A 23,506-nucleotide genomic window follows, 5' to 3' on the forward strand; every position below is an offset into this window, starting at 1 on the left:
GCGGTCGATCGTCAATCGACCCCCCCTCCTCGACGCCGACACGCCGGCGATGTCGGCGAGAAGTCGATGCGCCGGCGACGAGTTGCCCGCCTGACGACTTCTCGCCGACATGGCGTGCGTGTCCCAGTTCGGCGGCCACCAGGCATTCAAAGGCGGCGTCGAGGGCAGGCGGGAGAAGGTCGCCGAGGCGTTCACCGCCCGCGGCTACCGCTGGGGTGAGATCTGAGCGGCCCGCGCGCTCAGCAGCCCCGTTCGACCCCGGCCATTCGTCCGCTCCACCCCGCCTCGTTCGCGCAGTTCGTCCACCGTTCGCGACACGATCGGCACCCCCGTCCGTGACCGCCTGAAGAGCCTGGATCGGTGATCGCGGTCACGTCATCATGAAGTCATGACCATCGACGTTCCCACCACAGGCCGCGCTCTTCCCCAGCTGCAGCCCATCAGCTTCATCGGCCCCGACGGCCGACCGACCGACACCCCGACCGAGGGACTGACGATCCCGAGCGATCGGACGCTGACCGGCCTCTACCGGCAGATGGTCCTCGTCCGCCGGTTCGAGGCGCAGGTGACCCACCTGACCAGGCAGGGGCGCCTCGCCACGTACCCCTCGGCGGCGGGACAGGAGGCGTGTGAGGTCGGTGCGACGACTGCGCTGTCGCCGAACGACTGGCTGTTCCCCACGTACCGGGACTCCGCGGCTCTGCTCACCCGCGGCGTGCCCGTCGGTGAGATCCTCTCGGCCTTCCGCGGTGACTGGCACTGCGGGTTCGACCCACAGGAGTACCACACCTCACCGGCGGCGACACCGCTGGCCACGCAGACCCTCCATGCCGCCGGCTTCGCGATGGCCTCCAAGCTCAAGGGCCTGGACGCGGCGACGCTGACCTTCCTCGGCGACGGTGCGAGCAGTGAGGGCGACACCCACGAGGCCTTCAACTTCGCCTCGGTGTGGCAGACCCCGACGGTCTTCGTCCTCCAGAACAACCAGTACGCGATCTCCACCCCGCTGCGCGAGCAGTCGAACGCGACGATGCTCGCCGACCGCGCCGCCGGCTACGGGATGCCCGGCATCCGCGTCGACGGCAATGACGTCGCCGCGGTGTTCGCCGCCGTCTCCGCGGCCCTCGAACGCGGCCGCGAAGGCGACGGCCCGACCCTCATCGAATGCCTCACGTACCGGATGGAGTCGCACACGAACTCCGACGATCCGACGAAGTACCGCGACGCCGAGGAGGTCGAGCACTGGAAGCAGTTCGACCCGATCGACCGTCTCGAGACGTTCCTCCGCGACCGCGGCGTGCTCGATGACGCCCGTGTCGAGGAGATCGCGGCGGAGGCCGAGACGCTGGCCGCCTCGGTGCGCGATGCGATGAACACCGAGGCCGAGGTCGACCCGACCGAGCTCTTCGCCTTCGTCTACGGGACCGAGCGCGCGAGCCTCACCGAGCAGCGCGCCCAGCTCGAGGCCGAACTCGCAGGGGCTGAGGCATGAGCGTCGACTCCCCGACCGACACGGCACCCGCCGACACTCCCGAGCCGGCGACCGCCACGACCGCGGACACAGCCACAGACACAGCCACGGACACCGCAACGAGCACGTCCGCGACCACCCCCGCCCCCGCCTCGGTGACGATGACGAAGGCACTCAACCAGGCCCTGCGCGATGCCCTGGCCGAGGACGAGAACGTCGTCGTCTACGGCGAGGACGTCGGCCGCCTCGGCGGGGTCTTCCGGGTCACGGAGGGCCTGCGGAAGGAATTCGGACCCGAACGCGTGTGGGACTCCCCGCTCGCGGAGTCGGGCATCGCCGGCACCGCGGTCGGCATGGCGATGGCGGGGATGCGCCCGGTCATCGAGATGCAGTTCGACGCGTACGCCTACCCCGCGTTCGAGCAGATCGTCTCCCACATCGCGAAGATGCGGAACCGGACGAAGGGCCGCGTCACCCTGCCGATCACGATCCGCATCCCGTACGCCGGTGACATCGGCGGCGTCGAGCACCACTCGGACTCCTCCGAGGCGTACTGGACCTCGACGCCGGGACTCACCGTCGTCACCCCGTCGAATCCGGCCGACGCGTACTCGCTCCTGCGCGAGTCGATCGCCTCCGACGATCCCGTCATCTTCATGGAGCCGAAGTCCCGGTACTGGATGAAGGACACGCTCAGCCTGCCGGTGACCACGGCTCCCATGAACCGCGCCGAGGTGGTCCGTGAGGGCACCGACGTCACCCTGCTCGCGTACGGGCCGACCGTCCGCACGGCACTGTCGGCCGCCGAGGCCGGAGCCGAGCACGGACTGTCCATCGAGGTCATCGACCTGCGCTCGCTCTCGCCGTTCGACGACGAGACCGTGTCCGCCTCGGTCCGCCGGACCGGCCGGGCCGCCGTCATCCATGAGGCCGCCCAGTTCGGCGGTTACGGCGCCGAGGTGGCCGCTCGGGTCACCGAACGCAACTTCACGTACCTCGCCGCCCCGATCCTCCGGATCACCGGCTTCGACGTGCCCTACCCGTCCCCGAAGCTCGAGGAGTACTACTTGCCGACCGCCGAACGCGTCCTCGACGCCCTCGAATCCTGGGACTGGGAGCTGTGATGAGTGCTGTGTCGACCACCGGAGCACGCGACTTCATCCTCCCCGACCTCGGCGAGGGCCTCACCGAGGCGGAGCTCATCGGCTGGAAGGTCGCCGTCGGCGACACCGTCCACGTCGACCAGATGGTCGTCGAGGTCGAGTCCGCGAAGAGCGTCGTCGAACTCCCCTGCCCGTTCGCCGGCACGATCGTCGCGCTCCACGCGAACGCCGGTGACACCGTCGAGGCCGGGCAGGCTCTGCTCTCCGTCGCCGAGGCGGGGGCCGCCGACGCTGCGCCCGCGGGTGACGCCGGTTCGGATGCAGCCGGTCCGAGCGCCTCCGACAGTGCCGCGGACGAACTGCCGACCGACGATGCCGACCCCGTCGGCATCGAAGGCGGAGGGGCGAACCTCATCGGCTACGGCACGACCGCACCGAAGGCGCGCTCGGGGAAGAAGCGCTCATTCGGCGCGAAGTCGACCGACTCACCTGCGGAGACACCGAGCGCACCGGCGCCGGCAGCTCCTCCGGCCGTCCCGTCGACCACGCCTCCCGCGCAGCCGGCAGACACTGCCACCACCTCTCCCGTGTCCTCGCCGATCGTGCGCAAGCTCGCGAAGGACCACGGCATCAGCGCGAAGCACCTGCCGGGGACCGGCCCCGGTGGGGTCGTGACCCGGGCAGACGTCCTCGCCGCCGTCGATCGTCAGGGCACGACCGGCCTCCACGGCACGCCTGAACGTCAGGGCACGACCGCCTCGGCGCCGGGACAGCCGCACACCGCGGTCACGACAGGAACCCCGATCCCGAGCACCGACCGCGACACCCGCACCCCGATCACGGGACTGCGGAAGGTCGTGTCCGAGCGGCTCTCCCAATCGCGGAGGGAGATCCCCGAGGCGACGATCTGGCTCGACGTCGACGCGACCGAACTGCTGGCGACGAAGAAGGCGCTCGAGGCCCGCACGGGAGAGAAGTACTCTCTGCTCGCGCTCGTCGCGCGCTTCGTCATCGCCGGGCTGAAGAAGTATCCGATCCTCAACTCCTCGATCGACACGGCCGCGAACGAGATCGTCACCCACGGCGACATCAACCTCGGGCTCGCCGCACAGACGCCGCGCGGGCTCATGGTCCCCGTCGTCCACGGGGCCGGGGAGATGAGTCTGCGGCAGCTGCGCGATGAGATCGGCGAGACCGTGGGCAAGGCCTCGACCGGCAAGTTCGCGTCTGCGGAACTGACCGGAGGGACGTTCACGCTCAACAACTACGGCGTCTTCGGCGTCGACGGGTCCGCCCCGATCATCAACCTGCCCGAGGTCGCGATGCTCGGGCTCGGTCGGATCAAGGACCGGCCGTGGGTCTCACACGGCGAGCTCACGGTGCGCAAGGTGATGTACCTCAGCTTCGTCTTCGACCATCGCGCGTGCGACGGTGCCGAACCGAGCGAGTTCCTCACCTTCGTCGCCGACTGCATCGAGAACCCGATCTCCCTCCTCCCGGAGGTCTGAGGCCCCGGCAGTCTCACGCGCCGCGGCGTGACCCCCGCGTGACGGAAGTTCCGGACGCGGAGTGTCGATCTCACCGACCCGAATCGACACTCCGCGTCCGGAACTTCGTCGTTCACGCCCGGGCGGGCTCGGGACGGTTCTCGTGGGCGATGCCCGAGTGCTCGGCGCCGTTGCCGAACCGCAGCAGCCGCAGGGCGTTGAGAACGACGAGGAACGTCGATCCCTCGTGGATGAACACGACCGGGCCCATCTGCAGCCCGAGCAGGCTCGCGGGGACGAGGAAGGCGACGATGACGAGGGAGGCGATGAGGTTCTGCCGGATGATCGCCGAGGAGGCCCGGCTCAGCCGGATGAGGAACGGGACCTTGCCGATGTCGTCGCTCATCAGCGCGACATCCGCGGTCTCGAGCGCGACGGCGGAGCTCGCGGCCCCCATCGCCACCCCCACTGAGGCGTTCGCCATCGCCGGGGCGTCGTTGACGCCGTCGCCGACCATCGCGGTGTCGCCCTGCGAGGCGAGTCGACGGATCGTCGACACCTTGTCCTCGGGCATGAGGTCGCCGGCGGCGGTGTCGACGCCGACCTCGGAGCCGATCGCGTCGGCGACGCGCTGATTGTCCCCGGAGATCATCACGAGCTCATCGACGCCGGAGGTGCGCAGGGAGCTGATGACGGCCTTCGCCTCGGCGCGCGGGGCGTCCATGACGCCGAGGGCACCGAGGAACCGGCCGCCCCAGCGGACGACCATGATCGTCCGGCCCGCGTTCTGCAGCTCCGCGACGAGGTCCTCGATCTCCGGGGTGAGGTCGCCGGCGAACATCCGCAGGCTGCCGAGTTCGGCGCGCTGCCCGGCGATCGTCGCGGTCACGCCCTGACCGGTGACCGATTCGACGTCGACGGCCTCGAGGCGGTCGGCGGCCGGCACCTGCGGGTCGAGGCCGGTGACGATCGCCGTGGCGAGGGGATGGTCGACGGAGGACTCGAGGGCGAGGGCGACGCGGGAGAGCTCGCCGGCCTCGACGCCCGCGGCGGGCCGGATGTCGGTGAGCCGCGGCAGCCCCCACGTCAGTGTGCCGGTCTTGTCGAAGGCGATCGAACGCACCTTCCCGAGCGTCTCGAGGGGTCCGCCGCCCTTGATGAGCAGCCCGGCCCGGGCCGCGCGGGCGACACCGGAGAGGACCGCGGCGGGGGTGGCGATGGCGAGCGCGCACGGGCTCGCGGCGACGAGGACGAGCATCGCCCGGTAGAAGCTGTCGGCGAACGTCTCGTCGAGGACGAACCAGCCGACTAAGAGGACGATGAGGACCATCGCGATGACGGCGGGAACGTACCAGCGCTGGAACCGGTCGATGAAGCGCTGGGTCGCGCTCTTCGTGTCGTCGGCTTCGCGGACCATCGTCACGACCCGGGAGAGCGTCGAGTCCGCGGAGACGGCGAGGACGACGACGTCGAGGGAGCCGGAGCCGTTGACGGTGCCGGCGAAGACCCGGGAGGACGGGTCGATGCGCCCCGGGTTGTCGCCGGCCTCGGTGCGGTCGGCCACCGGGGACTTCTCCGCGGGGATGCTCTCACCGGTGATCGCCGACTGGTCGACGGCCGAGTTGCCGACGGCGACGAAGCCGTCGGCGGGGATGCGGGCATGGGGGCGCACGACGACGACATCGCCGATCTCGAGGTCCTCGGTGGGCCGCTCCACGACGTCATCGCCGACGCGCACGAGCGCGGTGGCCGGAGCGAGCTCCGCGAGCGCTTCGATCGAGCGCTTGGCCCGACCCATCGCGTACTCCTCGAGCGCGTGACCGAGGGAGAAGAGGAAGAGGAGCACAGCGCCTTCGGCGAACCGCCCGACGCTGGCCGCGCCGATCGCGGCGACGAGCATGAGGAAGTCGACCTCGAACCGGCCGTGCCGCACGGAGTTGATCGCCGTGGCGAAGGTGAAGAACCCGCCGAAGAAGTACGTGGCGAGGAAGAGGGGGATGGCGATCTGGGTCAGAGGTGCGCCCGGGACGAAGTACTCGAAGATCGCTCCGGCGAGGTAGGTGACACCGGAGGTGATCGCGAACCCGAGCTCCCACGCAGGCCCGCCGAGGCGACCGTGACCGTGCCCATCATCGCCGGGTTTCGCACGCGACCGGTCGTTCGTCGCCGTGACAGCTGCCGACTCGTTCCGCTTCTCGTCCATACCCCAATCGTATGCACGTATATTTATATGTCAATATGTTTGCGGGAACTCTCAGTCGTCGAGAAGCGCTGCGGCGTACATCGGGCGGGCGGCGTCGGGGCTCGGCGGGTGGAAGAGCCCAGCCGTCGCGTCGCGGTAGAGCCGGGAGGCCTCGTGGCTGTTGTCGAAGCCGCTGCCGCCCGTGCTCAGCAGGGCGGCCTCCGCGGTGCGACGGGCCGCCTCGGCGGACTTGATCCGCGCACCGACGAGGCGCAGGGGCCAGCCGGCGCCGTGATCGACGAGGTCGTCGAAGTCGCGGGAGTACGCGTCGATCATCGCGGGCACCGTGAGGTAGTCGAGGTGGGCGTCGGCGAGGCGGGTGCGGGCCTCGGGGACCTCGGCGAATGTCGTCCCGGACTTCGCCGATCTCCGCGTCTTCAGCGCTGCCGTCCCGACCTCGAGGGCGCGTGCGGCGATGCCGGCGTAGACGGCGGCGATGAGGAGCTGGAAGTTGCTCGTGATCGCGAACGTGAGCAGATCGGGGTGACGACCGGCGGGGATGACGCGCGAGACCCGGTCGGGGCGCATCGGCACGCGGTCGAGGATCGTCGCCCGCGACTGGGAGCCCCGCATGCCGAGGACGTCCCAGCGATCGGAGACGCTGATGCCCGGGGCGTCGCGGTCGATGAACCCGTAGACGAGTTCGCCCTCCGCCGGTTCGTCGCCGTCGGGACCGGCGATGCCGTCGTCGACCGGGGTGATCGCGCCGTGGACGATGAGCCGGGTCCACACGGGTGAGAGCGAGGTGAAGATCTTCACCCCGGTGAGTGCGTAGCCGCCGTCGGGTGTCGGGACCGCCTCGGTGTTCGAGCCCTGGAGCACCCAGTCGTTGCCCGGTTCGGAGATCCCGAACGCGAAGATCTCACCGGCCATGGCCTCGTCGAACACCCAGTTCAGCGAATCGTCGCCGCGATCGGCCAGGGCCTTGACGACGCCGGTGGTCATGAGGTGCATGTTGACGGCGAGCGCGGTCGCCGGTGCCGCCGCGGCGAGGCGCTGCTGGAGTCGGGCGACCTCGAAGAGGCTCAGCCCCGGTCCCCCGTGCGCGGTGGGGACGAAGAGGGTGAGGTAGCCGCTGGCCCTGAGCTCCTCGAGGTCCGCGTCGAAGAAGCCGTTCTCCCGGTCGGTGACGGCTACGCGCTCCCGGAAGCGCTCGAGCATCTCCGCAGGCAGGAAGCGCTCGCCGAGTTCGGTGATGTGGGCTTCGCGATCGGTCATCGTCTCTCCTCGTTCTCTGGTCTCATGGTTGCGCTGATCTCATGGTTGCGGCCGGCGCAGGATGATCGCGCCGTTGTGGCCGCCGAAGCCGAAGGACGTCGACAGCACGGTGTCGATCGGCGCCTCGGCGCCCACTGATCGTGCCTGACCTGCGACGATGTCCCAGCCCTCGGCGTCGGGGTCGCCGAGGTTGAGCGTCGGGGGCAGCACCTGATCCCGCAGCGTGGCGATCGCGATGATCGCTTCGACGACCCCGGCGGCACCGAGGAGGTGGCCGGTGCTCGACTTCGTCGCGCTGATCGGGATCGTGCGGGCGGTCGCGCCGAGGGCGGCGTCGAAGGCGGCGAGTTCGGCCCGGTCGCCGGCCGGGGTGCCGGTGGCGTGGGCGTTGATGTGGTCGATGTCGGTCGGTGCGAGCCCGGCATCGGTAAGGGCCTCGCGCATCGCCGCTGCCGCACCGCGGCCATCGGGGTGCGGGTTCGTCGGATGGTGGGCGTCGCTCGCGGCACCGAACCCGGCGAGCTCGGCGAGCACCGCGGCGCCGCGGGCGGCCGCGCTGTCGGCGGATTCGAGGAGGATCGCCGCAGCCCCCTGGCTCATGACGAAGCCCTTCCGGGCGGCGTCGAAGGGCCGACTCGCCGCGCGCGGATCGTCCTCGCACCCGGCGGCGAGCGCCCGGAGGTTGGCGTTCGAGGCGAGGTTGACCGGTCCGAGGCAGTCCTCCATCCCGACGACGAGGACCGCGTCGGCGTACCCGTGGCGGATGCGCCGCATCGCCTCGCCGAGGCCGATCGCCCCGGACGCGCAGGTGGCCGACACGCCCTGTGCGGGTCCGCGGAGGTCGAAGCGCTGACTGAGCAGGGCGGCCGCGGAATCGGGGGCGCCGTGGATGGCGAGGGTCAGGGGGACGCCGCGCGGGCCCGCCGCGTCGAGAGCGCGGGTGGCTGACTGCATGGCATCGACGGGTCCGGATCCGGTGGCGGCGATGACGCCGACGCGCTCGCGGTCCCACGGCAGCGCGGCAGCGGGGTCGGGGATGCCGGCCTGGGCCAGCGCCTGGTCGCCGGCGGCGATCGCCCAGTGCTGGACCGGGCTGAGACGACGAGCGAGCGCTCGCGGGAGGACCGCCTCGGCGTCGAAGTCCGTGATCTGCCCGCCGATGCGCACGGCAAGGTCGGCGAACTCCTCTCCGACGAGGACGTCGATCGCGCTGCGTCCCGCGCGGACCGCATCCCAGAGGCTCTCAGGGTCGAGTCCGCTCGGGGTGATCGCGCCCATGCCGGTGATGACGGCGCGGCGGTCACCGCTCACTGTCGCCGCCTCACAGTCTGCGTCCCTGGTCGTTCACGATGAGGTCAACGGTTTCCGCGCGCCGAATCTTCCCGCCGACCGTGCGCGGCAGACGATCGAGGACGTAGAACCGCCGCGGCACGAACTGCGGAGCGAGCTGGGTCCGCCCGTGAGCGAGGAGGGCCGCCTTGTCCGGGAGGCTAGACATCGACTCCGATGTCGACTCCGGCTCCTGCATCGGATCCTGCATCGACTCCGGCGTCGACTGGTCGCCGCCGTCCTCGATGACGAGGGCGACGACGGTCCCGAGGTTCGCGTCGGGGAGGGCGATGGCGACGACCTCGCCGAGGTGGGGCACAGTGCCGTACGCCCGTTCGACCTCGGGGAGGGAGACCTTGTGACCCCCGGTGACCGCGATGTCCCCGGCCCGCCCGGCGAGCTGGAGGAGACCGCCGTCCATCCGCCCCTGATCGTCGACGGTGGCCCAGCCGTCGGGGCCGCGGAGGACCTCGGTGCTCGTGCCGGTGACGTAGCCCTCGGAGCATGCGGCGGCGAGGATCCACAGCGTCCCGAGCTCGCCGTCGGGCACGGGGGAACCGGAGTCGTCGCGGATCTGTGCGCCGATCGTCGGATAGATCGTGATCCACGTGCCGTCGCCGGCGCGGGAGTCTCCGATGAATCCGATCTCCGCGGCCCCGTAATAGCTGATGAGACGGGTGTCGGGAAGGACCTCGCCGAGGCGGTCGCGGATGACCGCGGGCAGGTTCGCTCCCCCGGAGACGACGAGGTCGAGACCGGCGAAGCGTGCGGGGTCTCGGCCCGCCGCCTCGGCGAGCGCCCGGACGATCGCGGGCACCGCGACGATCCGGGTGATCTTCTCCTCGGCGATGCGCCGGCCCATGGCTGCGGGGTCGAACTCGTCGGCGACGTGGATGGTGCCGCCGGTCGCGAGGCTCTCGATGACGGCGTAGAGGGTGAGGCTGTAGGACACGGGTCCGGGTGCGAGCGTCGCGACGCCCGGCAGCGGTTCGAGGTGGGCGGCGGAGACGGCGACGTTCGCCCGGTACTGCTCCCGGGTCTTGATGAACGCCTTCGGGTTGCTCGTCGTGCCCGAGGAGAAGAGCATGAGGAACGGCTCCGCGGGCGCGCGGACGCTCGGGGCGGGAAGGTCGGGGCCGGATCGGCGGGCGGTGACGGCGGACTCGAAGGCGGCCGCGGAGATGACGGTGCCGGTCCACGCGGAGGCGGCGAGCGCCTCGGCGAGGGCGGGTGAGTCGCTGATGACGACGCCGATGCCGGTGGCTCGGATGATCCCGACCTGGTGGCTCAGCGGGCAGCGGGGGTCGATCGTCGCGGAGACCGCGCGGAAGCCGGCGAGCCCGGCGACGATGCGGGCGGTGAGGAACGCCGAGGTGTGGCTGACTGCCGTGATCGGCACGCCCGCGGTCTCCGGGGCCGGTGTCGGCGGGGCGGGTTGGGCGCGGTGGAGGGCGTCGACGGCGGCGAAGACGGCACGGGAGTCGGCGACGAGCTCGGCATAGGTGAGCCGGTCGTCACCGCCGACGATCGCGAGCCTGTCGGGATGGGACGCAGCGGTGGCGAGGATGCTCGCGGTGATGGGCACGGGGACGCTCAGGCCGCGTGGCTGCGGGCGCTGATGTCCGGGGCCTTGGCGGGGGTCGGGTCCGTGGAGACGGTCTTCGGGGCGCCGACCATGATCTCGGCGTCGGGGGTCGGAACGATCATCCCGAGCGGATCGGTCAGTCCCGCCTCGGCGTAGAGCCGGGTGACGCGGGAGCGCAGGGCGCGCATGATGAAGATCGCGGCGATGGGGATGAGGACGATGATGATCACCGAGGTGACGCCGACGGTCAGGGAGATCGAGTCGGCGACGCCGTACATCGGAAGGCCGAAGAGCCCGAAGATCACGCCGAGGATCGCGAGTGCGCCGAGCCAGACGAAGACCATGGTCACGCGACTCCACACGGTGTCGAAGCGGCTGAGCTCCTCGTCGAGGGCGACGATCTCGGAGAGTTCGGGGCGGCGGTCGGCGGGGATCCGCCGGAACACCTGTTCGCCTGCGTCCGTGCCGTTCGACCACTGTCGGATGACCTGGCCGTTGCCGGTGATGTGCCACCGTGATGTCCACTGCTCCGTCATAGTGCGCAGTCTAAAGGGTGGAGATGAGCGGGAAACTCAGGGCGCCGGGAGCGTTCGCGGGAGGCTCGTGCCCCCATGCCCCCGTGCCCCGCGCTCCAGAGGTGGATCCCGCTTGATTTCAGCGCCGATCTCGAGCGGGATCCACCTCGGAGGCGATGCATCCGCCTCAAAGGCGATACTGGAAGGCATGGATGACCGACGATGGCACCGCGGGGATGCGATCCTGTGGACCTATATCAACCCGGATTTCCCTGATCTCGTCGATCAGCGTCCCGTCACGGTCGTCGCCGACGACGAACGACATCTGGCGGTGTGGCTGGCACCCGAGACGCGCCTGCTTCATCAGGTCCTCGCGGACGGCTCGGAGCTGCGCAGCGCCGAAGGATCCGCACGATTCACGGCACCTCGGGCGCAGGCTGTGCGGACCTGGGCGGGCAAGGGAATCCTCGCGGTGTTCCAGCCCGACACGATGCACTCGGTGTGGTTCTTCGAGAGTGCGTCGGGACGACGAGATTCCTACTACGTCAACATCGAGGTTCCGTTCGCCCGCGACAGCTCAGGCATCACGACCTCGGATCTCGTCCTCGATCTCGTGGTCGCCGCAGACGGCACGCATCGGTTCAAGGACGAGGACGAACTCGAATTCGCCGAGGCGGCGGGCCTGTTCTCGTCCTCCGACATCACGTCGATCCGCGAGGCCGCCCAGCGTGCGGTGGCCGATGTGGAGGAGTGGCGATTCCCCTTCGGCTCGGGCTACGAATCGTTCCAGCCCGATCCGAGCTGGCCCGTGCCGTCTCTGCCTCACGATGCCACCTGGGATTTCGAGACCTGACCACGCTGCCCGATGATGAAGCAGACGACCGTGGTGATGAGGAAGGCAACTCCTGCGCCGAGGATGACGAGGGCCGAACGGCCCGCGAACGCCGGAGCGCTCGCGCTTCCTGCCGCCACGGCGAAGACGGCGACGCCGATCGCTCCTCCGGCCTGACGGGCCGTGTTCGACCCGCCGGAGGCGAGACCGGGAGACGAGGGTGCCGCGTGCACTGCAGCTACGACGATGGGCGGGGTGAGCAGTCCGATCCCACTCCCCCAGAGCGCCAGCGCGGGATAGAGCAGCCACGGCAGGGCCGCCTCGGCGAGGAAGCTCAGCGCAATCGCTGCGAACCCTGCCGCGCCGATGGCGAGGCCGACGGCGCTGGCACGCCACACACCGAGGCGAGCACTCATCCGTCCGGCGACCATCCCGAGGAGCGGAAGCGGAAGGAGCGCCGGCAGCGTCGCCACGCCTGCAGCGAGTGGGCTCAGACCCCTGACCTCCTGGAGGTCCTGGGTGAGGAGGAGAAGCGTGCCGAGCACGGAGAGATTCATCAGTCCCGCGACCCCACACGCCAGCAGGAGAAGGGGAAGCGAAGCTCCCGGTTCGCCGGTTGGGGCTGCAGGGGCTCGACTGTCTGCTGGAGCGGCAGTCTCAGTCTGGTCAGGTGACGGTGATTGCGCGGTGAGACTTCGGCGGGACGAGCCGACTGATGAGCGCACGAGCGGGACGAGTGCCGCGAGGACGATCGGGATATTGAGCCAGAACACGGACCGCCAGCCGACGACGCCGACGATGAGTCCGCCGATGAGCGGGCCGGAGGACAGCGCGATCCCGCCGAGCGCCGCCCACGCACCGATGAGACGGGCCCGGTCGGCGGCGTCGCGGGCAAGGTCGGTGAGCAGGGCCAGTGTCCCGGGCAGGACGAGAGCCGCCGCGATCCCCTGCAGGGCGCGGCCCGCCACGAGGACGGCGATGGTCGGGGCGAGGGCACAGACCACCGAAGCGACACCGAACCCTGCAAAACCCGCGAGGACGATCCCGCGATGTCCGCGGCGGTCCCCGACCACTCCGGCGACGAGCATGAGTCCGGCAAGCGGCACGGCGTACCCGTCGACGATCCATGCGAGCCCGAGGTGCCCGGCGCCCAGGTCCGCGCCGATGCTCGGCAGCGCGACGTTGACGACCGTGACGTCGAGGAGGACGAGGAAGTAGCCCGCGCAGAGGGCGACGATGAGGAGAGTCCGAGACATGACTGAACCGTAGGTCGCAGACGTTTCGCTGGGCGTCGAAATGTTCGGGGCCTAGTCTGAGCTCATGAGCACACGCCCCGCGGAGCGCCCCGACGTCACAGGCTCACCGAACATCGCGAGCATGGCTGCGGTGTTCGCCGACCCCAGACGGGTCCGCGTGATCACCGCGCTTGCCGATGGGCGAGCTCTGCCGGCCGGTCGCCTCGCAGAGGAGGCCGGGGTCTCCGCATCGACGGCGAGCAGTCACCTCGGCGTGCTTCTCGATGCCGGGCTGGTCACGGTCATCCCTCAGGGCCGGTACAGGTACTACCGGCTCGCCGATGACGGCATCGAAGACGTCATCGTCTCCCTCTCGCGGTTGGCCCCGACGACGCCGATCACCTCTCTGCGCGAGCACACCCGTTCAGGGGCCCTGCGTCGTGGGCGGACCTGCTATCACCATCTGGCCGGCGGCCTCGGAGTGGCGATGTTCGCCCGCTTCATCGGCTGCGACTGGGTCAGCGGCGGCGACGGCCTGCACCACCCTGAGGCGGGCATCGACTCACTGTCGGCACCCGGGCGCGGCGCGCAGTATCGCCTGAGTCCCGCGGGGGCGGCGGCGCTGGGTGAATTCGGCGTCGACGACGGTGTGCTGTTGACAGATCGGCCGCTGCGCTACTGCGTCGATTGGACGGAGCAGGCGCATCATCTGGCCGGTCCCCTCGGCACGGCGGTCACGCGCACCCTCGTCGACCGCGGCTGGATCGCGCCGGGCCGGGTCCCCCGCAGCGTCGTCCTCACCGAGACGGGCGCGCGGGAATGGGAGCGGTTCGCCTGCTGAGCACGCGGCGACCAGCGATCTGCGCACAGCGACGCGGGCGCCGCACCGAGCCTCGGGAGGACTCCCGGACCCGGCGCGACGCCCGCGCGGTGATCGGTGCGCGACCGATCAGGCTGAGTTCACCAGGTGATCACTCGGCGACGTAGTACATGCGCTTGTTGACGAACTCGTCCATGCCGTAGGGACCGAGCTCACGGCCGAAGCCCGAGCGCTTGGTGCCGCCGAACGGGATCTCCGCACCCTCGCCGGCCGGGGTGTTGACGTTCGACATGCCGACGTCGAGGCGCTGTGCGATCTTCGCTGCGCGCTCCTCGTCCTTCGAGAACACGGCGCCGCCGAGGCCGAAGTCCGTGTCGTTGGCGAGGTTGAGGGCGTCGTCGTCGCTCGAGACCTTGTAGACGGTCGCGACGGGGCCGAAGAGCTCCTCGCGGTACGCGTCCATCTGCTCGGTGACGTTGGTGAGCACGGCGGGGGTGATGTAGGCCGAACCGTCGTCGGCGAGTTCACCGCCGACGAGCGTCGCACCCTGCTCGACGGCGCGGTCGAGCTGCTTGCGCAGGTTCTCCGCGGCGGCGCGCGAGGACAGCGGCGAGTATCCGCCTTCGATCGGATCGGAGGGGTTCGACTTCTGCGAGCTCTGCGCGCGCTCGGTGAGGCCGGCGACGAAGTCGTCGTAGATGTCGTCCATGACGATCATGCGCTTGTTCGCGTTGCAGACCTGACCGGTGTTGTAGAGGCGGGTGCCCCACGCGGTGTCGACGGCCTCGTCGAGGTTGTCGGTGTCGAGGATGATGTAGGGATCCGAACCGCCGAGCTCGAGGACGGCCTTCTTGAGGTACTTGCCGGCGAGCGCACCGACGATCGAACCGGCCCGCTCCGAACCGGTCAGGGACACACCCTGGACACGGCGGTCGGCGATGATCGTCTCGATCTGGTCGTGCGAGGCGTAGACGGTGTTGTAGACGCCCTTGGGCACACCGGCGTCGTCCATGATCTGCTGGATCGCGGCGGCCGACCGGGGGCAGATCTCAGCGTGCTTGAGGATGATCGTGTTGCCGAGCACGAGGTTCGGGGCCGCGAAGCGCGCCACCTGGTAGTACGGGAAGTTCCACGGCATGATGCCGAGGAGCACGCCGACGGGGCGGCGCTGGATGAACGCCTTGCCGCCGGAGAACGACTTGATCTCCTCGTCCTTGGCGAATTCGGGTCCGTTGTCGGCGTAGTAGTTGAAGATCGCCTCGGAGAACTCGGCCTCCTCGACGCCCTCGGGGATGGGCTTGCCCATCTCCTCGGCGATGATCTTCGCGAGCTCCTCCTTGCGCTCACCGAAGAGGTCGGCGACCTTGTTGACGATCGCGGCGCGCTCCTCGATGGTCTTCTCACGCCAGGAGAGGTAGGCCTCGGCAGCGTCGTCGATGACCTGGCCGATCTGCTCGTCCGTCGCGGTGTCGAACCGCTCGATGATCTCACCGGTCGCGGGGTTCTCGACCCGGTAGCCGGTGGCGGCACTGACTGAATTGCTCATATCGGACTCCTTTGACTCGCGGTGCCCTGGGTGGGCTCCGGTGACGCGAATGCATGCCACTGCACCGTCTGTGGCGACGGATCGCGCATGCCTGCGTCTCACGCTATCAACACGTGACCTGAGCAACAAGTGGCGAAACCTGGGCGAATCATCACTGCTCGGACGGTCACGATGCCCTCGCCGAGGTTGTGCGGATTTCGCGGTGCATCCGACGGATTCCGCACTGCCGCACTACGGATGTCACGGTATCGGCAGAGACGCCCGTCTTCAGCGACGTCCCCGACCGCCTCGGGGGACAAGGGGCCTTCCACGGCGCACGTATTCCGGACGGTCCGGGAGCAGGGTGTTGATTTGCCGCCGACGATCGTTATACCGTGCAGTAACACCCCGTAGTAACTTACGTCACATTCGAGGCGCCGACGCTGCAGTCGGCGTCGGGAAGAGGATCAATGAAGTTCCCCATGCTCCGTCATCTGCGCGCACTCGGCTCGACTCATGCAGGGCGCATCGCCCTCGTCGCGATTCCCGCGGGCATCGTCTCCGCCGGCCTCATGGGCGGGGTCGCCCAGGGTGCCGTCCCGGTCTCGTTCTCCGTCTCCGGCAGCCAGTTCCAGATCAGCGCCTCCCAGCTCGAGGGCACCGGATTCTCCCAGTACGGCGGTGTCGCGAAGGACACCGAGGGCGGCGACCACACCGTCGCGATCGCGAACATCAAGAGCGCTGAGCTGGGCGATCTCTGCCAGTCCGCGGTCACCGACACGCCGCTCGGCAAGGTCGGCGTCCTCATCACGGCCGGAGGCGACGGCGAACCGGCGACGGCCAGCGATCTGCAGATCGGCATGACCGGGCTCAAGGGCGACGCCGAGTTCGAGAACATCCGCATCGGCGTCGACGCCTCGGACGTCGAGACCAAGGCCAAGGGCTCGCCCGGCGACTTCGCCCAGGACGCCGATACGATCTCGATCTCGGGCCTCGAGCAGACGGCCTGGAGCACCCAGGCGTCCGTCTTCACCCTCAAGGGGATGAAGCTTGAGCTCACCGACGGCTCGAAGACGTGCTTCTGATGGCTGAGGCATCGACCGATACCCAGGACGCGGCAGTCTCCCCGGACGCGCAGGCACCGCCGTCGCGGCGACGCCGCCGCAGCACCGAGAACGGCCGGGGCTTTCGGCACTGGCGTCGCCAGCGGCCGTTCATCGGCGGGGTGTTCGTCGTCCTCGGCGGGATCGAGCTCTTCTTCTCCGGCCAGCTCGACACCGGGAACATCCAGATCCAGTTCGGCATCGAGGGCCTGCAGGCCACGGTCATCCCGCTCGCGCTCGTGCTCCTCGGCGTCCTCGCGATCACGATGCCGACGCACCATGTGTTCTACGGGATCCTCGCGCTCATCGTCGCGATCTATTCGCTCGTCGGGGTCAACCTCGGCGGGTTCGTCCTCGGCATGCTGCTGGCGAGCATCGGCGCCGTGCTCGTCGTCGCCTGGATGGGACCGCGCGCCACGGCATCGGGAACTGAGGCGTCAGGAACTGGCGATGAGGGGACTGGATGAGGGCGCGGGGGCCGCGGACGGCGCTGCTTCTGGCTGCTCTCGCATTCACGGTCCCGGCGTCCGTGGGGGCCACGGCCCCCGAGGCCTCCGGGGCCGCGACGGTGGATCGGATGGGTGGCCTCTGCTCTGAGCTGACGCCCTGCGAGCGTCCGGTTCTGCCCGGCCCTGCTGCGGGACCGACGCCGCAGGTGCCCCGAGCACCGGTGGCCCCCGGACCGGCTGAACCTACCCCAGGTGACCTCGGCCCCGGAGACCCTGCACCGTCCGATTCGCCTGCACCCACCGGGCCAGCGCCGATCGGTCCTGCCCCGACAGAGTCGCCCTCGCCGACCGAGTCGCCGAGTCCGTCGGCATCACCGACGGCACCCGTCGACGCGGAGGAGGACGACACGGCCCCGGTCTTCGCGAAGACACCCGCGTCGATGGGATCGGAGAAGCTGTCGTTCACGGGGCTGAGCGGGATCTCGATCGTCACCGTGCCGACGGCCGACGGCGGGAGCATCCGCGCCCTGAAGATCACCGCGGAGTCGATCACGATCGACGGGTTCTCGCTCACGGTGCGGCCGCCCGACGAACCGGGGCTCGTGACGAAGGCCGATCAGATGACGCTCAAGGGCCACGTCAGCGTCTACCTCGGATCGATCACCGCGACGACGGCGAACGGCGATTCGGTGACCATCGGCACCGACACGCCACCGCCCCTCGACGATGTCGAACCCGGGCTGCTGCGCGTGACGATGGGCCTCGTCGGCTCGATGGCCGATTCGATCAGCTACAGCAACACCGACCAGAAGATCGTCTACCCCTGAGGTGGGAGCAGCCTCGTCGCATCCACGGCGAGGCTGCTCCGAACTCACGGTGCGACGATTTCGACCTTGAATCCGTCGGTATTCTCCAACCAGCCCGCGTAATGGTCGTCTCCCCCAGCGTGCGGATAGCGCTCGTGGTACAGCGGTTGCCACCCCTGGGCGGCGGCTGCCGTCATGATGGAATCGACGTCTGCCCGGGCGTCGGCGACGAATGCGAGATGGTTGACCCCACCTCGGCGACGGTCGAACTGTTCGGGCAGGAGGTTCGGCGACGTCGTCAGGGTGAGATATCCGCGATCGTCGCCTTTCCAGGTCTGACCGCCCGACCACTCGTGCACGCATTCGAACCCGAGCGCATCGAAGAGCCACGCCCACGAGTCCCATGACGACGACCGCTCGTCGAGCCACAGCTCGACATGGTGAAGACCGGCCACCGTCACTCTCCTGCCGCGCGCACAGCAGAGGATCCGGTGCCAGCGGCCTTGCCGGACTCCCCCGCCCGCTCCCGGAGGTAGGCGACGAAGCTCTGCGCGAGCAGGCGACCGACGTGCACGAGCTCGGCATCGGCGGCGTCGAGCTCGGCGACGATCGAGTCCGTCGTCTTCCCCTCCGGCAGCGCGACCGCGTCCGAGCGCAGCCACCGCTGGATCTGCGCGGAGTCCGTCTCCGGGTGGAACTGGGTGCCCCACGCGAACTCGCCGACGCGGAAGCCCTGCACCGGGGCGTCGGACCCGGTGACGAGGAGCTCTCCGCCATCGGGCAGCGCCATCTCCTCCTGGTGGAAGAGCACCGACGGCAGGGTCATCCCCGACAGGGCGGCGAACACCGGGTCCGCCTCCCCCGCCGAGGTGGTGTGCAGATCGTAGATGCCGATCTGCGGGCGCGCTCGCCGGGTGATCGGCGCATCCGTGGCCGCGGCGAGCAGCTCCCCGCCGAGGCAGATGTTGAAGCTCGGGAACTCACCATCGGCTGAGCGGCGCAGCAGACTCCTCACCTGCGGGAACCAGGGATTGTCCGCGTCCTCGAGGGGACCGGACGCGCCGCCGAGGACGATGAGGGCACCGAACTCGCCGAGACCGCTGCCGCCCTCCTGGCTGTCGACGTCGACCGGGATCGCGTCGCCGAGGTAGGGCCGGACGACGACCACCTCGGCGCCGGCCTCCTCCAGCCACTGACCGAACCGCTCCGGCCCGGTGCCCGTCTCGTGCTCGATGACGAGGATCTTCACACCGTTCGACCCCACTGACTACTCCGCGGTGACGTACGCCGAGGTGATGCCGCCGTCGACGGTGAACGTCGAGGCGTTGACGAACGTCGAATCGTCGCTGGCGAGGAACGCGACGGCCGCCGCGATCTCCTCGGGTTCGCCGAAGCGTCCGCTCGGGACGTGGACGAGGCGCCGCTGCGCCTGCACCGGGTCGGCGGCGAAGAGCTCCGACAGCAGCGGCGTGTTGACCGGTCCCGGGCACAGGGCGTTGACGCGGATGCCCTGCTTGGCGAATTCGACGCCGAGTTCGCGGCTCATCGACAGCACCCCGCCCTTCGACGCGGAGTACGAGATCTGCGAGGTCGCCGCCCCCATGAGCGCGACGAACGACGCCGTGTTGATGATCGATCCCGACCCCTGCTTGACCATCTGCTCGAGCGCGTACTTGCAGCAGAGGAAGACGGAGGTGAGGTTGACCGTCTGCACCTTCTGCCACGCGGCGAGGTCGGTCGTGAGGATCGAACTGTCATCGGTGGGGTTGATGCCGGCGTTGTTGAACGCGACGTCGACGCGTCCGTAGTGCTCGACGGTCCGGGCGAAGAGGTTCCTCACGTCCTCCTCCTCGGCGACGTTGACGCGGACGAACAGGCCGCCGAGCTCCTCGGCGACCTCCGGCCCGCGCGTCTCGTCGAGATCGGCGATGACGACCTTCGCCCCCTCTTCGGCCAGGCGCCGCGCGCTGGCCAGCCCGATGCCCGAGGCACCGCCGGTGATGACGCAGACTTTGTCCTTGAGTCGGGTTGCCGCAGTGGTCATTGCTCTCCTTGATGCTCTGATGTGGCCTTGATGCTCTGATGTGGCTGTGGTGGTGTGGTGGTCTCGGCCGGTCGCTCAGTCCGCCGGCTGGGTCGCGAAGAAGACGTTCTTGACCTCGGTGAACGAGGCGACCGCGTCGGGTCCGAGCTCGCGGCCGAGACCGGACTGCTTGAACCCGCCGAACGGCGTCGAATAGCGCACCGAGGCGTGCGAGTTCACCGACAGGTTCCCGGCCTCGACGCCGCGGGACACGCGCATCGCACGGTCGAGGCTCGACGTCCAGATCGACCCGGACAGCCCGTACTCGGTGTCGTTGGCGATCCGCAGGGCCTCGGCCTCGGTGTCGAAGGGCACGACCGAGAGGACGGGGCCGAAGATCTCCTCGGTGAAGTCGACCGACGAGGTCGTGGGCGGGGTGAGCACGGTCGGCGGGAACCAGAAGCCGGGCCCGGTCGGCGCGGTCCCGGTGAACGCGACATCGCCCGCAGCGACATAGCCGGCGACGCTGTCCCGGTGGGCGGCGGTGACGAGCGGGCCCATCGCGGTCTCGGGCAGGGTCGGGTCGGCGGCGGCGAAGTCCCCGACGGCCTCCTCGAGCGCGGCCATGAACTCGTCGTAGATGCCGCGCTGGACGAGCAGACGCGACCGGGAGCAGCAGTCCTGCCCCGAGTTGTCGAACACCCCGCCGGGGGCCGCGGCCGCAGCGGCGGCGACATCGGCGTCATCGAAGACGATGTTCGCGTTCTTGCCGCCGAGTTCGAGGGTGAGGTTCTTCACCTGGTCGGCGCACCCGGCCATGATCCGCTTGCCGACCTCGGTCGACCCGGTGAAGACGACCTTCCGCACGGCCGGGTGGGTGACGAAGCGCTCCCCGACGACCGATCCCTTGCCGGGGATGATCGTCAGCACGCCCTCGGGAATGCCGGCCTCCCTCGCGAGCTCCCCGATCCGGATCGCGGTGAGCGGCGTGATCTCCGCAGGCTTGAGGACGACGGTGTTGCCGGCGGCGAGCGCCGGGGCGAACCCCCACGCGGCGATCGGCATCGGGAAGTTCCACGGCACGATGACCCCGACGACGCCGAGCGGTTCGTGGAACGTGATGTCGACCCCGCCGGCGACGGGGATCTGCCGCCCGAAGAGGCGTTCGGGCACCGCCGCGTAGTACTCGATGACGTCGCGGACGTTGCCAGCCTCCCACGTCGCGTTCGAGATCGTGTGCCCGGCGTTGGCGACCTCGAGCGCGGCGAGCTCATCGATCGCGGAGTCGACGGCGGCCGCGAACCGCCGCAGCAGCCGGGCCCGGTCGGCGGGGGCGACATGGCGCCACGTCTCGTACGCCTCGGCGGCCCGCGCGATCGCCCGGTCGGTGGCCGCGAGGTCCGCGAGCTCCACCTCGGCGATCGACTCCTCCGTGGCCGGGTTGACGACGGTGTACGTGCTCAATTCGGTGTCTCCTTCACGCTGGTGCGGTTTCACGCTGGTGCGGTCATGCTCATGGGGGCGCCGAGGCGGTCCTTCGCGGCGTCGACGAGGGCGGTGACGACGCGGGCGTCGTCCGGATTGTGCTCGGGGTGCCACTGCACCGCGAAGAGCCATCCGCTCCCGTCATCGGACCGGTGGGCGGGGTCGATCTCGATCGCTTCGATGAGGCCCTCGGCACTGCGGGCGGTGACGGTGAGTCCCGCGCCGAGGCGGTCGACGGCCTGGTGGTGGTAGCACGGTGCCGTCGCCGTCTCCCCGAGGACCGCGCGGGCGATGGTGCCCGGCTCGGTCGTCACCGCGACCTCGCCGTAGACCCCGGGCCGCGGTTGGTAGTCGGTGTGGCCGGTCACCTCGGGCAGGTGCTGGATGAGCGTGCTGCCGTGGGCGACGGCGATGACCTGGAGGCCGCGGCAGATGCCGAGGACGGGCAGACCCCGCTGCCGCGCGGCGGCGAGCAGGAGGAATTCGCTGTCGTCGCGGAACGGCTGCGAGCCGGTGCGCTCGTGCGCCGCCGCCCCGTAGGCCGCGGGGTCGACGTCGGCGCCGCCGGCGACGAGGAGCCCGTCGAGGCGGTCGAGCACCGCAGGTGACTGACCATGCGGGGGCAGGAGGACCGGGATGCCCCCGGCCGCCGCGACCATGCGGACATAGTCGGCGGGGACGAGGGCCGCCTCGGTGTCCCACACTCCCCACTGGGCCTGCTGCAGGTAGCAGCTGATCCCGATGACGGGCGGATCCGCAGGCGCTGCCGCGGATCCCTCGGCGATGTCAGAGTCGTTCGAAGCCACGGATCCTCTCCCAGTCGGTCACGGTCGCATTGTAGGCCTCGAGTTCGATGTCGGCGGCATGGACGTAGTGGCGCACGACGTCCTCGCCGAACGCCTCCTTCGCGATGTCGGAGTTCTCGAGGAGATCCCGCGCGCCGGTCAGCGTCGTCGGCAGGCGCTTCGCATCGGACATGTACGCGTTGCCCTCGGTGATCGGCGGCAGCGGGAGTTCGTGCTCGATCCCGTAGAGCCCGGCGGCGATGAGGGAGGCCGCGGCGAGGTACGGGTTGAGGTCGGCCCCGCCGACGCGGCATTCGACGCGCAGCGAGGGACCCGAGCCGACGACCCGGAACGCGCACGTGCGGTTGTCGAAGCCCCACGCGACCGCGGTCGGAGCGAAGGAGCCTTCGACGAAGCGCTTGTACGAGTTGATGTTCGGGGCGAAGAAGTACGTGAAGTCCTCGATGCACGCCAGCTGCCCGGCGATGAAGTGGTTCATCAGGGTGGAGAAGCCGTGCTCGCCGTCGCCGGCCATGACCATGTCACCGTCGGCGGAGCGGAAGCTCAGATGGATGTGGCACGACGACCCCTCCTTCTGGTCGTACTTCGCCATGAACGTGATCGACTTCCCGTGCTGGGCGGCGATCTCCTTCGCCCCGTTCTTGTAGACCGCGTGGTCGTCGCAGGCCTTGAGCGCCTGCTGGTAGCGGAAGGTGATCTCGTGCTGGCCGAAGTTGCACTCGCCCTTCGCGCCCTCGACGTAGAGGCCGGCACCGGCCATCGAGTTGCGGATGTCGCGCAGCAGCGGTTCGACCCGGGCGGTCCCGAGCAGGGAGTAGTCGACGTTGTACTGGTTCGCCGGGGTCATGCCGGTGTAGCGGGAGTTGAAGGCGTCCTCGTAGCTCGTGTCGAACGTGATGAACTCGAGTTCGGTGCCGACATGGGCGCTCAGTCCCGCCTCGGCGAGCCGGTCGAGCTGCCGCTGGAGGATCTGCCGCGGGGAGGCGGCCACGGGTTCGCCAGTGGTCCAGAACAGGTCGCAGTTGACCATCGCCGTGCCCGGCTGCCACGGCAGCAGCCGCAGGGTCTTGAGGTCCGGCTGCATGACGAGGTCGCCGTAGCCGGTCTCCCACGAGGACATCTCGTAGCCGTCGACGGTGTTCATGTCGACGTCGACGGCGAGCAGGTAGTTGCAGGCCTCCGAACCGTGCCCGGCGACGTCGTCGAGGAAGAACTGCGCTCCCAGCCGCTTGCCCTGGAGCCTGCCCTGGGCGTCGGTGACGGCGACGACGACGGTGTCGATCGAGCCGTCCTCGGTGCGGCGGCGCAGCTCGTCGAGCGTCAGGGGCTCGGCCTGCACCGATCCGCGCGACGTCCGTTGGGGCGAGTGCGCGGTCGTGGGCGCCGAGGTGATCGTCGGTTTCGGTGAGGTCGTGAGGTCGTTCATCAGGGTTTCCTCTTGTTCTCAGTTGTCGTGCGTCTGTGTCGTCAGT

At 69.7% G+C, this 23,506-nt stretch carries 21 protein-coding genes; 8 read left to right on the forward strand and 13 right to left on the reverse strand.

Annotated elements, in window-relative coordinates:
- Positions 1–388: 388 nt before the first annotated feature.
- The 3 genes from pdhA to ACFQ91_RS11505 are packed head-to-tail and all read left to right on the forward strand — an operon-like array spanning position 389 to position 4,082.
- Entirely contained in the window at positions 389–1,492 is a 1,104-nt protein-coding gene (gene pdhA / locus ACFQ91_RS11495) for a pyruvate dehydrogenase (acetyl-transferring) E1 component subunit alpha (protein ID WP_198500167.1), read from the forward strand.
- Entirely contained in the window at positions 1,489–2,595 is a 1,107-nt protein-coding gene (locus tag ACFQ91_RS11500; RefSeq protein WP_198500166.1) for an alpha-ketoacid dehydrogenase subunit beta, read from the forward strand. The genes pdhA and ACFQ91_RS11500 overlap by 4 nt, the downstream gene beginning before the upstream one ends.
- Positions 2,595–4,082 (forward strand): dihydrolipoamide acetyltransferase family protein, encoded by a 1,488-nt coding sequence (locus tag ACFQ91_RS11505; RefSeq protein WP_198500165.1) that lies wholly within the window; start codon positions 2,595–2,597, stop codon positions 4,080–4,082. The genes ACFQ91_RS11500 and ACFQ91_RS11505 overlap by 1 nt, the downstream gene beginning before the upstream one ends.
- 112 nt (positions 4,083–4,194) lie before the next feature.
- Here the strand turns inward: ACFQ91_RS11505 and ACFQ91_RS11510 are convergent, their stop codons facing one another.
- The 5 genes from ACFQ91_RS11510 to ACFQ91_RS11530 are packed head-to-tail and all read right to left on the reverse strand — an operon-like array spanning position 4,195 to position 10,971.
- Entirely contained in the window at positions 4,195–6,264 is a 2,070-nt protein-coding gene (locus tag ACFQ91_RS11510) for a heavy metal translocating P-type ATPase (protein WP_198500164.1), read from the reverse strand.
- 51 nt (positions 6,265–6,315) lie between these two features.
- Positions 6,316–7,521 carry an acyl-CoA dehydrogenase family protein gene (locus tag ACFQ91_RS11515; RefSeq protein WP_198500163.1) on the reverse strand — a complete coding sequence of 402 codons (1,206 nt, stop codon included), beginning with the start codon at positions 7,519–7,521 and terminating at the stop codon, positions 6,316–6,318.
- Positions 7,522–7,560: 39 nt separating this feature from the next.
- Positions 7,561–8,832: a beta-ketoacyl synthase gene (locus ACFQ91_RS11520; protein ID WP_198500162.1), complete on the reverse strand. Its 1,272-nt coding sequence runs from the start codon at positions 8,830–8,832 to the stop codon at positions 7,561–7,563.
- A 10-nt stretch (positions 8,833–8,842) separates the two neighbouring features.
- The gene (locus tag ACFQ91_RS11525) at positions 8,843–10,435 is read right to left on the reverse strand and encodes a class I adenylate-forming enzyme family protein (RefSeq protein ID WP_198500161.1); all 1,593 of its coding nucleotides are present in this window, start codon (positions 10,433–10,435) and stop codon (positions 8,843–8,845) included.
- An 8-nt stretch (positions 10,436–10,443) separates the two neighbouring features.
- Entirely contained in the window at positions 10,444–10,971 is a 528-nt protein-coding gene (locus ACFQ91_RS11530; protein ID WP_198500160.1) for a hypothetical protein, read from the reverse strand.
- Between the two features lie 187 nt (positions 10,972–11,158).
- Between ACFQ91_RS11530 and ACFQ91_RS11535 the strand changes: the two genes are divergently transcribed.
- Positions 11,159–11,803, forward strand: a complete 645-nt coding sequence (locus tag ACFQ91_RS11535; protein ID WP_198500159.1) for a DUF402 domain-containing protein — start codon at positions 11,159–11,161, stop codon at positions 11,801–11,803.
- On the opposite strand, the gene ACFQ91_RS11540 is transcribed toward ACFQ91_RS11535, so the two are convergent.
- The gene (locus tag ACFQ91_RS11540) at positions 11,773–13,038 is read right to left on the reverse strand and encodes an MFS transporter (RefSeq protein WP_198500158.1); all 1,266 of its coding nucleotides are present in this window, start codon (positions 13,036–13,038) and stop codon (positions 11,773–11,775) included. The two genes, ACFQ91_RS11535 and ACFQ91_RS11540, sit on opposite strands and share 31 nt — an antisense overlap.
- A gap of 64 nt (positions 13,039–13,102) precedes the next feature.
- On the opposite strand from ACFQ91_RS11540, the gene ACFQ91_RS11545 reads away from it, so the two are divergent.
- Positions 13,103–13,858, forward strand: a complete 756-nt coding sequence (locus ACFQ91_RS11545; protein WP_198500157.1) for a helix-turn-helix transcriptional regulator — start codon at positions 13,103–13,105, stop codon at positions 13,856–13,858.
- A 130-nt stretch (positions 13,859–13,988) separates the two neighbouring features.
- Here ACFQ91_RS11545 and ACFQ91_RS11550 read toward each other — a convergent pair whose 3' ends face one another.
- Entirely contained in the window at positions 13,989–15,383 is a 1,395-nt protein-coding gene (locus ACFQ91_RS11550) for an NAD-dependent succinate-semialdehyde dehydrogenase (RefSeq protein ID WP_198500156.1), read from the reverse strand.
- A gap of 449 nt (positions 15,384–15,832) precedes the next feature.
- On the opposite strand from ACFQ91_RS11550, the gene ACFQ91_RS11555 reads away from it, so the two are divergent.
- From ACFQ91_RS11555 to ACFQ91_RS11565, 3 genes are all read left to right on the forward strand, one after another.
- Positions 15,833–16,447 (forward strand): DUF6230 family protein, encoded by a 615-nt coding sequence (locus ACFQ91_RS11555; RefSeq protein ID WP_198500155.1) that lies wholly within the window; start codon positions 15,833–15,835, stop codon positions 16,445–16,447.
- The gene (locus ACFQ91_RS11560; protein ID WP_198500154.1) at positions 16,447–16,932 is read left to right on the forward strand and encodes a DUF6114 domain-containing protein; all 486 of its coding nucleotides are present in this window, start codon (positions 16,447–16,449) and stop codon (positions 16,930–16,932) included. The genes ACFQ91_RS11555 and ACFQ91_RS11560 overlap by 1 nt, the downstream gene beginning before the upstream one ends.
- Before the next feature lie 422 nt (positions 16,933–17,354).
- Positions 17,355–17,741, forward strand: coding sequence for a hypothetical protein (locus ACFQ91_RS11565; protein WP_198500153.1), 387 nt, complete (start codon positions 17,355–17,357; stop codon positions 17,739–17,741).
- Positions 17,742–17,785: 44 nt separating this feature from the next.
- On the opposite strand, the gene ACFQ91_RS11570 is transcribed toward ACFQ91_RS11565, so the two are convergent.
- From ACFQ91_RS11570 to ACFQ91_RS11595, 6 genes are all read right to left on the reverse strand, one after another.
- Entirely contained in the window at positions 17,786–18,175 is a 390-nt protein-coding gene (locus ACFQ91_RS11570) for a glyoxalase (protein ID WP_198500152.1), read from the reverse strand.
- Between the two features lie 2 nt (positions 18,176–18,177).
- Positions 18,178–18,984: a type 1 glutamine amidotransferase gene (locus ACFQ91_RS11575; protein WP_198500151.1), complete on the reverse strand. Its 807-nt coding sequence runs from the start codon at positions 18,982–18,984 to the stop codon at positions 18,178–18,180.
- 3 nt (positions 18,985–18,987) lie between these two features.
- Entirely contained in the window at positions 18,988–19,764 is a 777-nt protein-coding gene (locus tag ACFQ91_RS11580; RefSeq protein WP_198500150.1) for a 3-oxoacyl-ACP reductase, read from the reverse strand.
- 75 nt (positions 19,765–19,839) lie between these two features.
- Positions 19,840–21,207: an aldehyde dehydrogenase gene (locus tag ACFQ91_RS11585; RefSeq protein WP_198500149.1), complete on the reverse strand. Its 1,368-nt coding sequence runs from the start codon at positions 21,205–21,207 to the stop codon at positions 19,840–19,842.
- 29 nt (positions 21,208–21,236) lie between these two features.
- Positions 21,237–22,034, reverse strand: a complete 798-nt coding sequence (locus ACFQ91_RS11590; RefSeq protein ID WP_198500148.1) for a gamma-glutamyl-gamma-aminobutyrate hydrolase family protein — start codon at positions 22,032–22,034, stop codon at positions 21,237–21,239.
- Positions 22,015–23,460, reverse strand: coding sequence for a glutamine synthetase family protein (locus ACFQ91_RS11595; protein WP_232623793.1), 1,446 nt, complete (start codon positions 23,458–23,460; stop codon positions 22,015–22,017). The genes ACFQ91_RS11590 and ACFQ91_RS11595 overlap by 20 nt, the downstream gene beginning before the upstream one ends.
- Positions 23,461–23,506 lie beyond the last annotated feature (46 nt).

Source organism: Brevibacterium sp. NPDC056726 (genome assembly GCF_042790515.1).
GTDB classification, from domain to species: Bacteria; Actinomycetota; Actinomycetes; order Actinomycetales; family Brevibacteriaceae; genus Brevibacterium; species Brevibacterium sanguinis.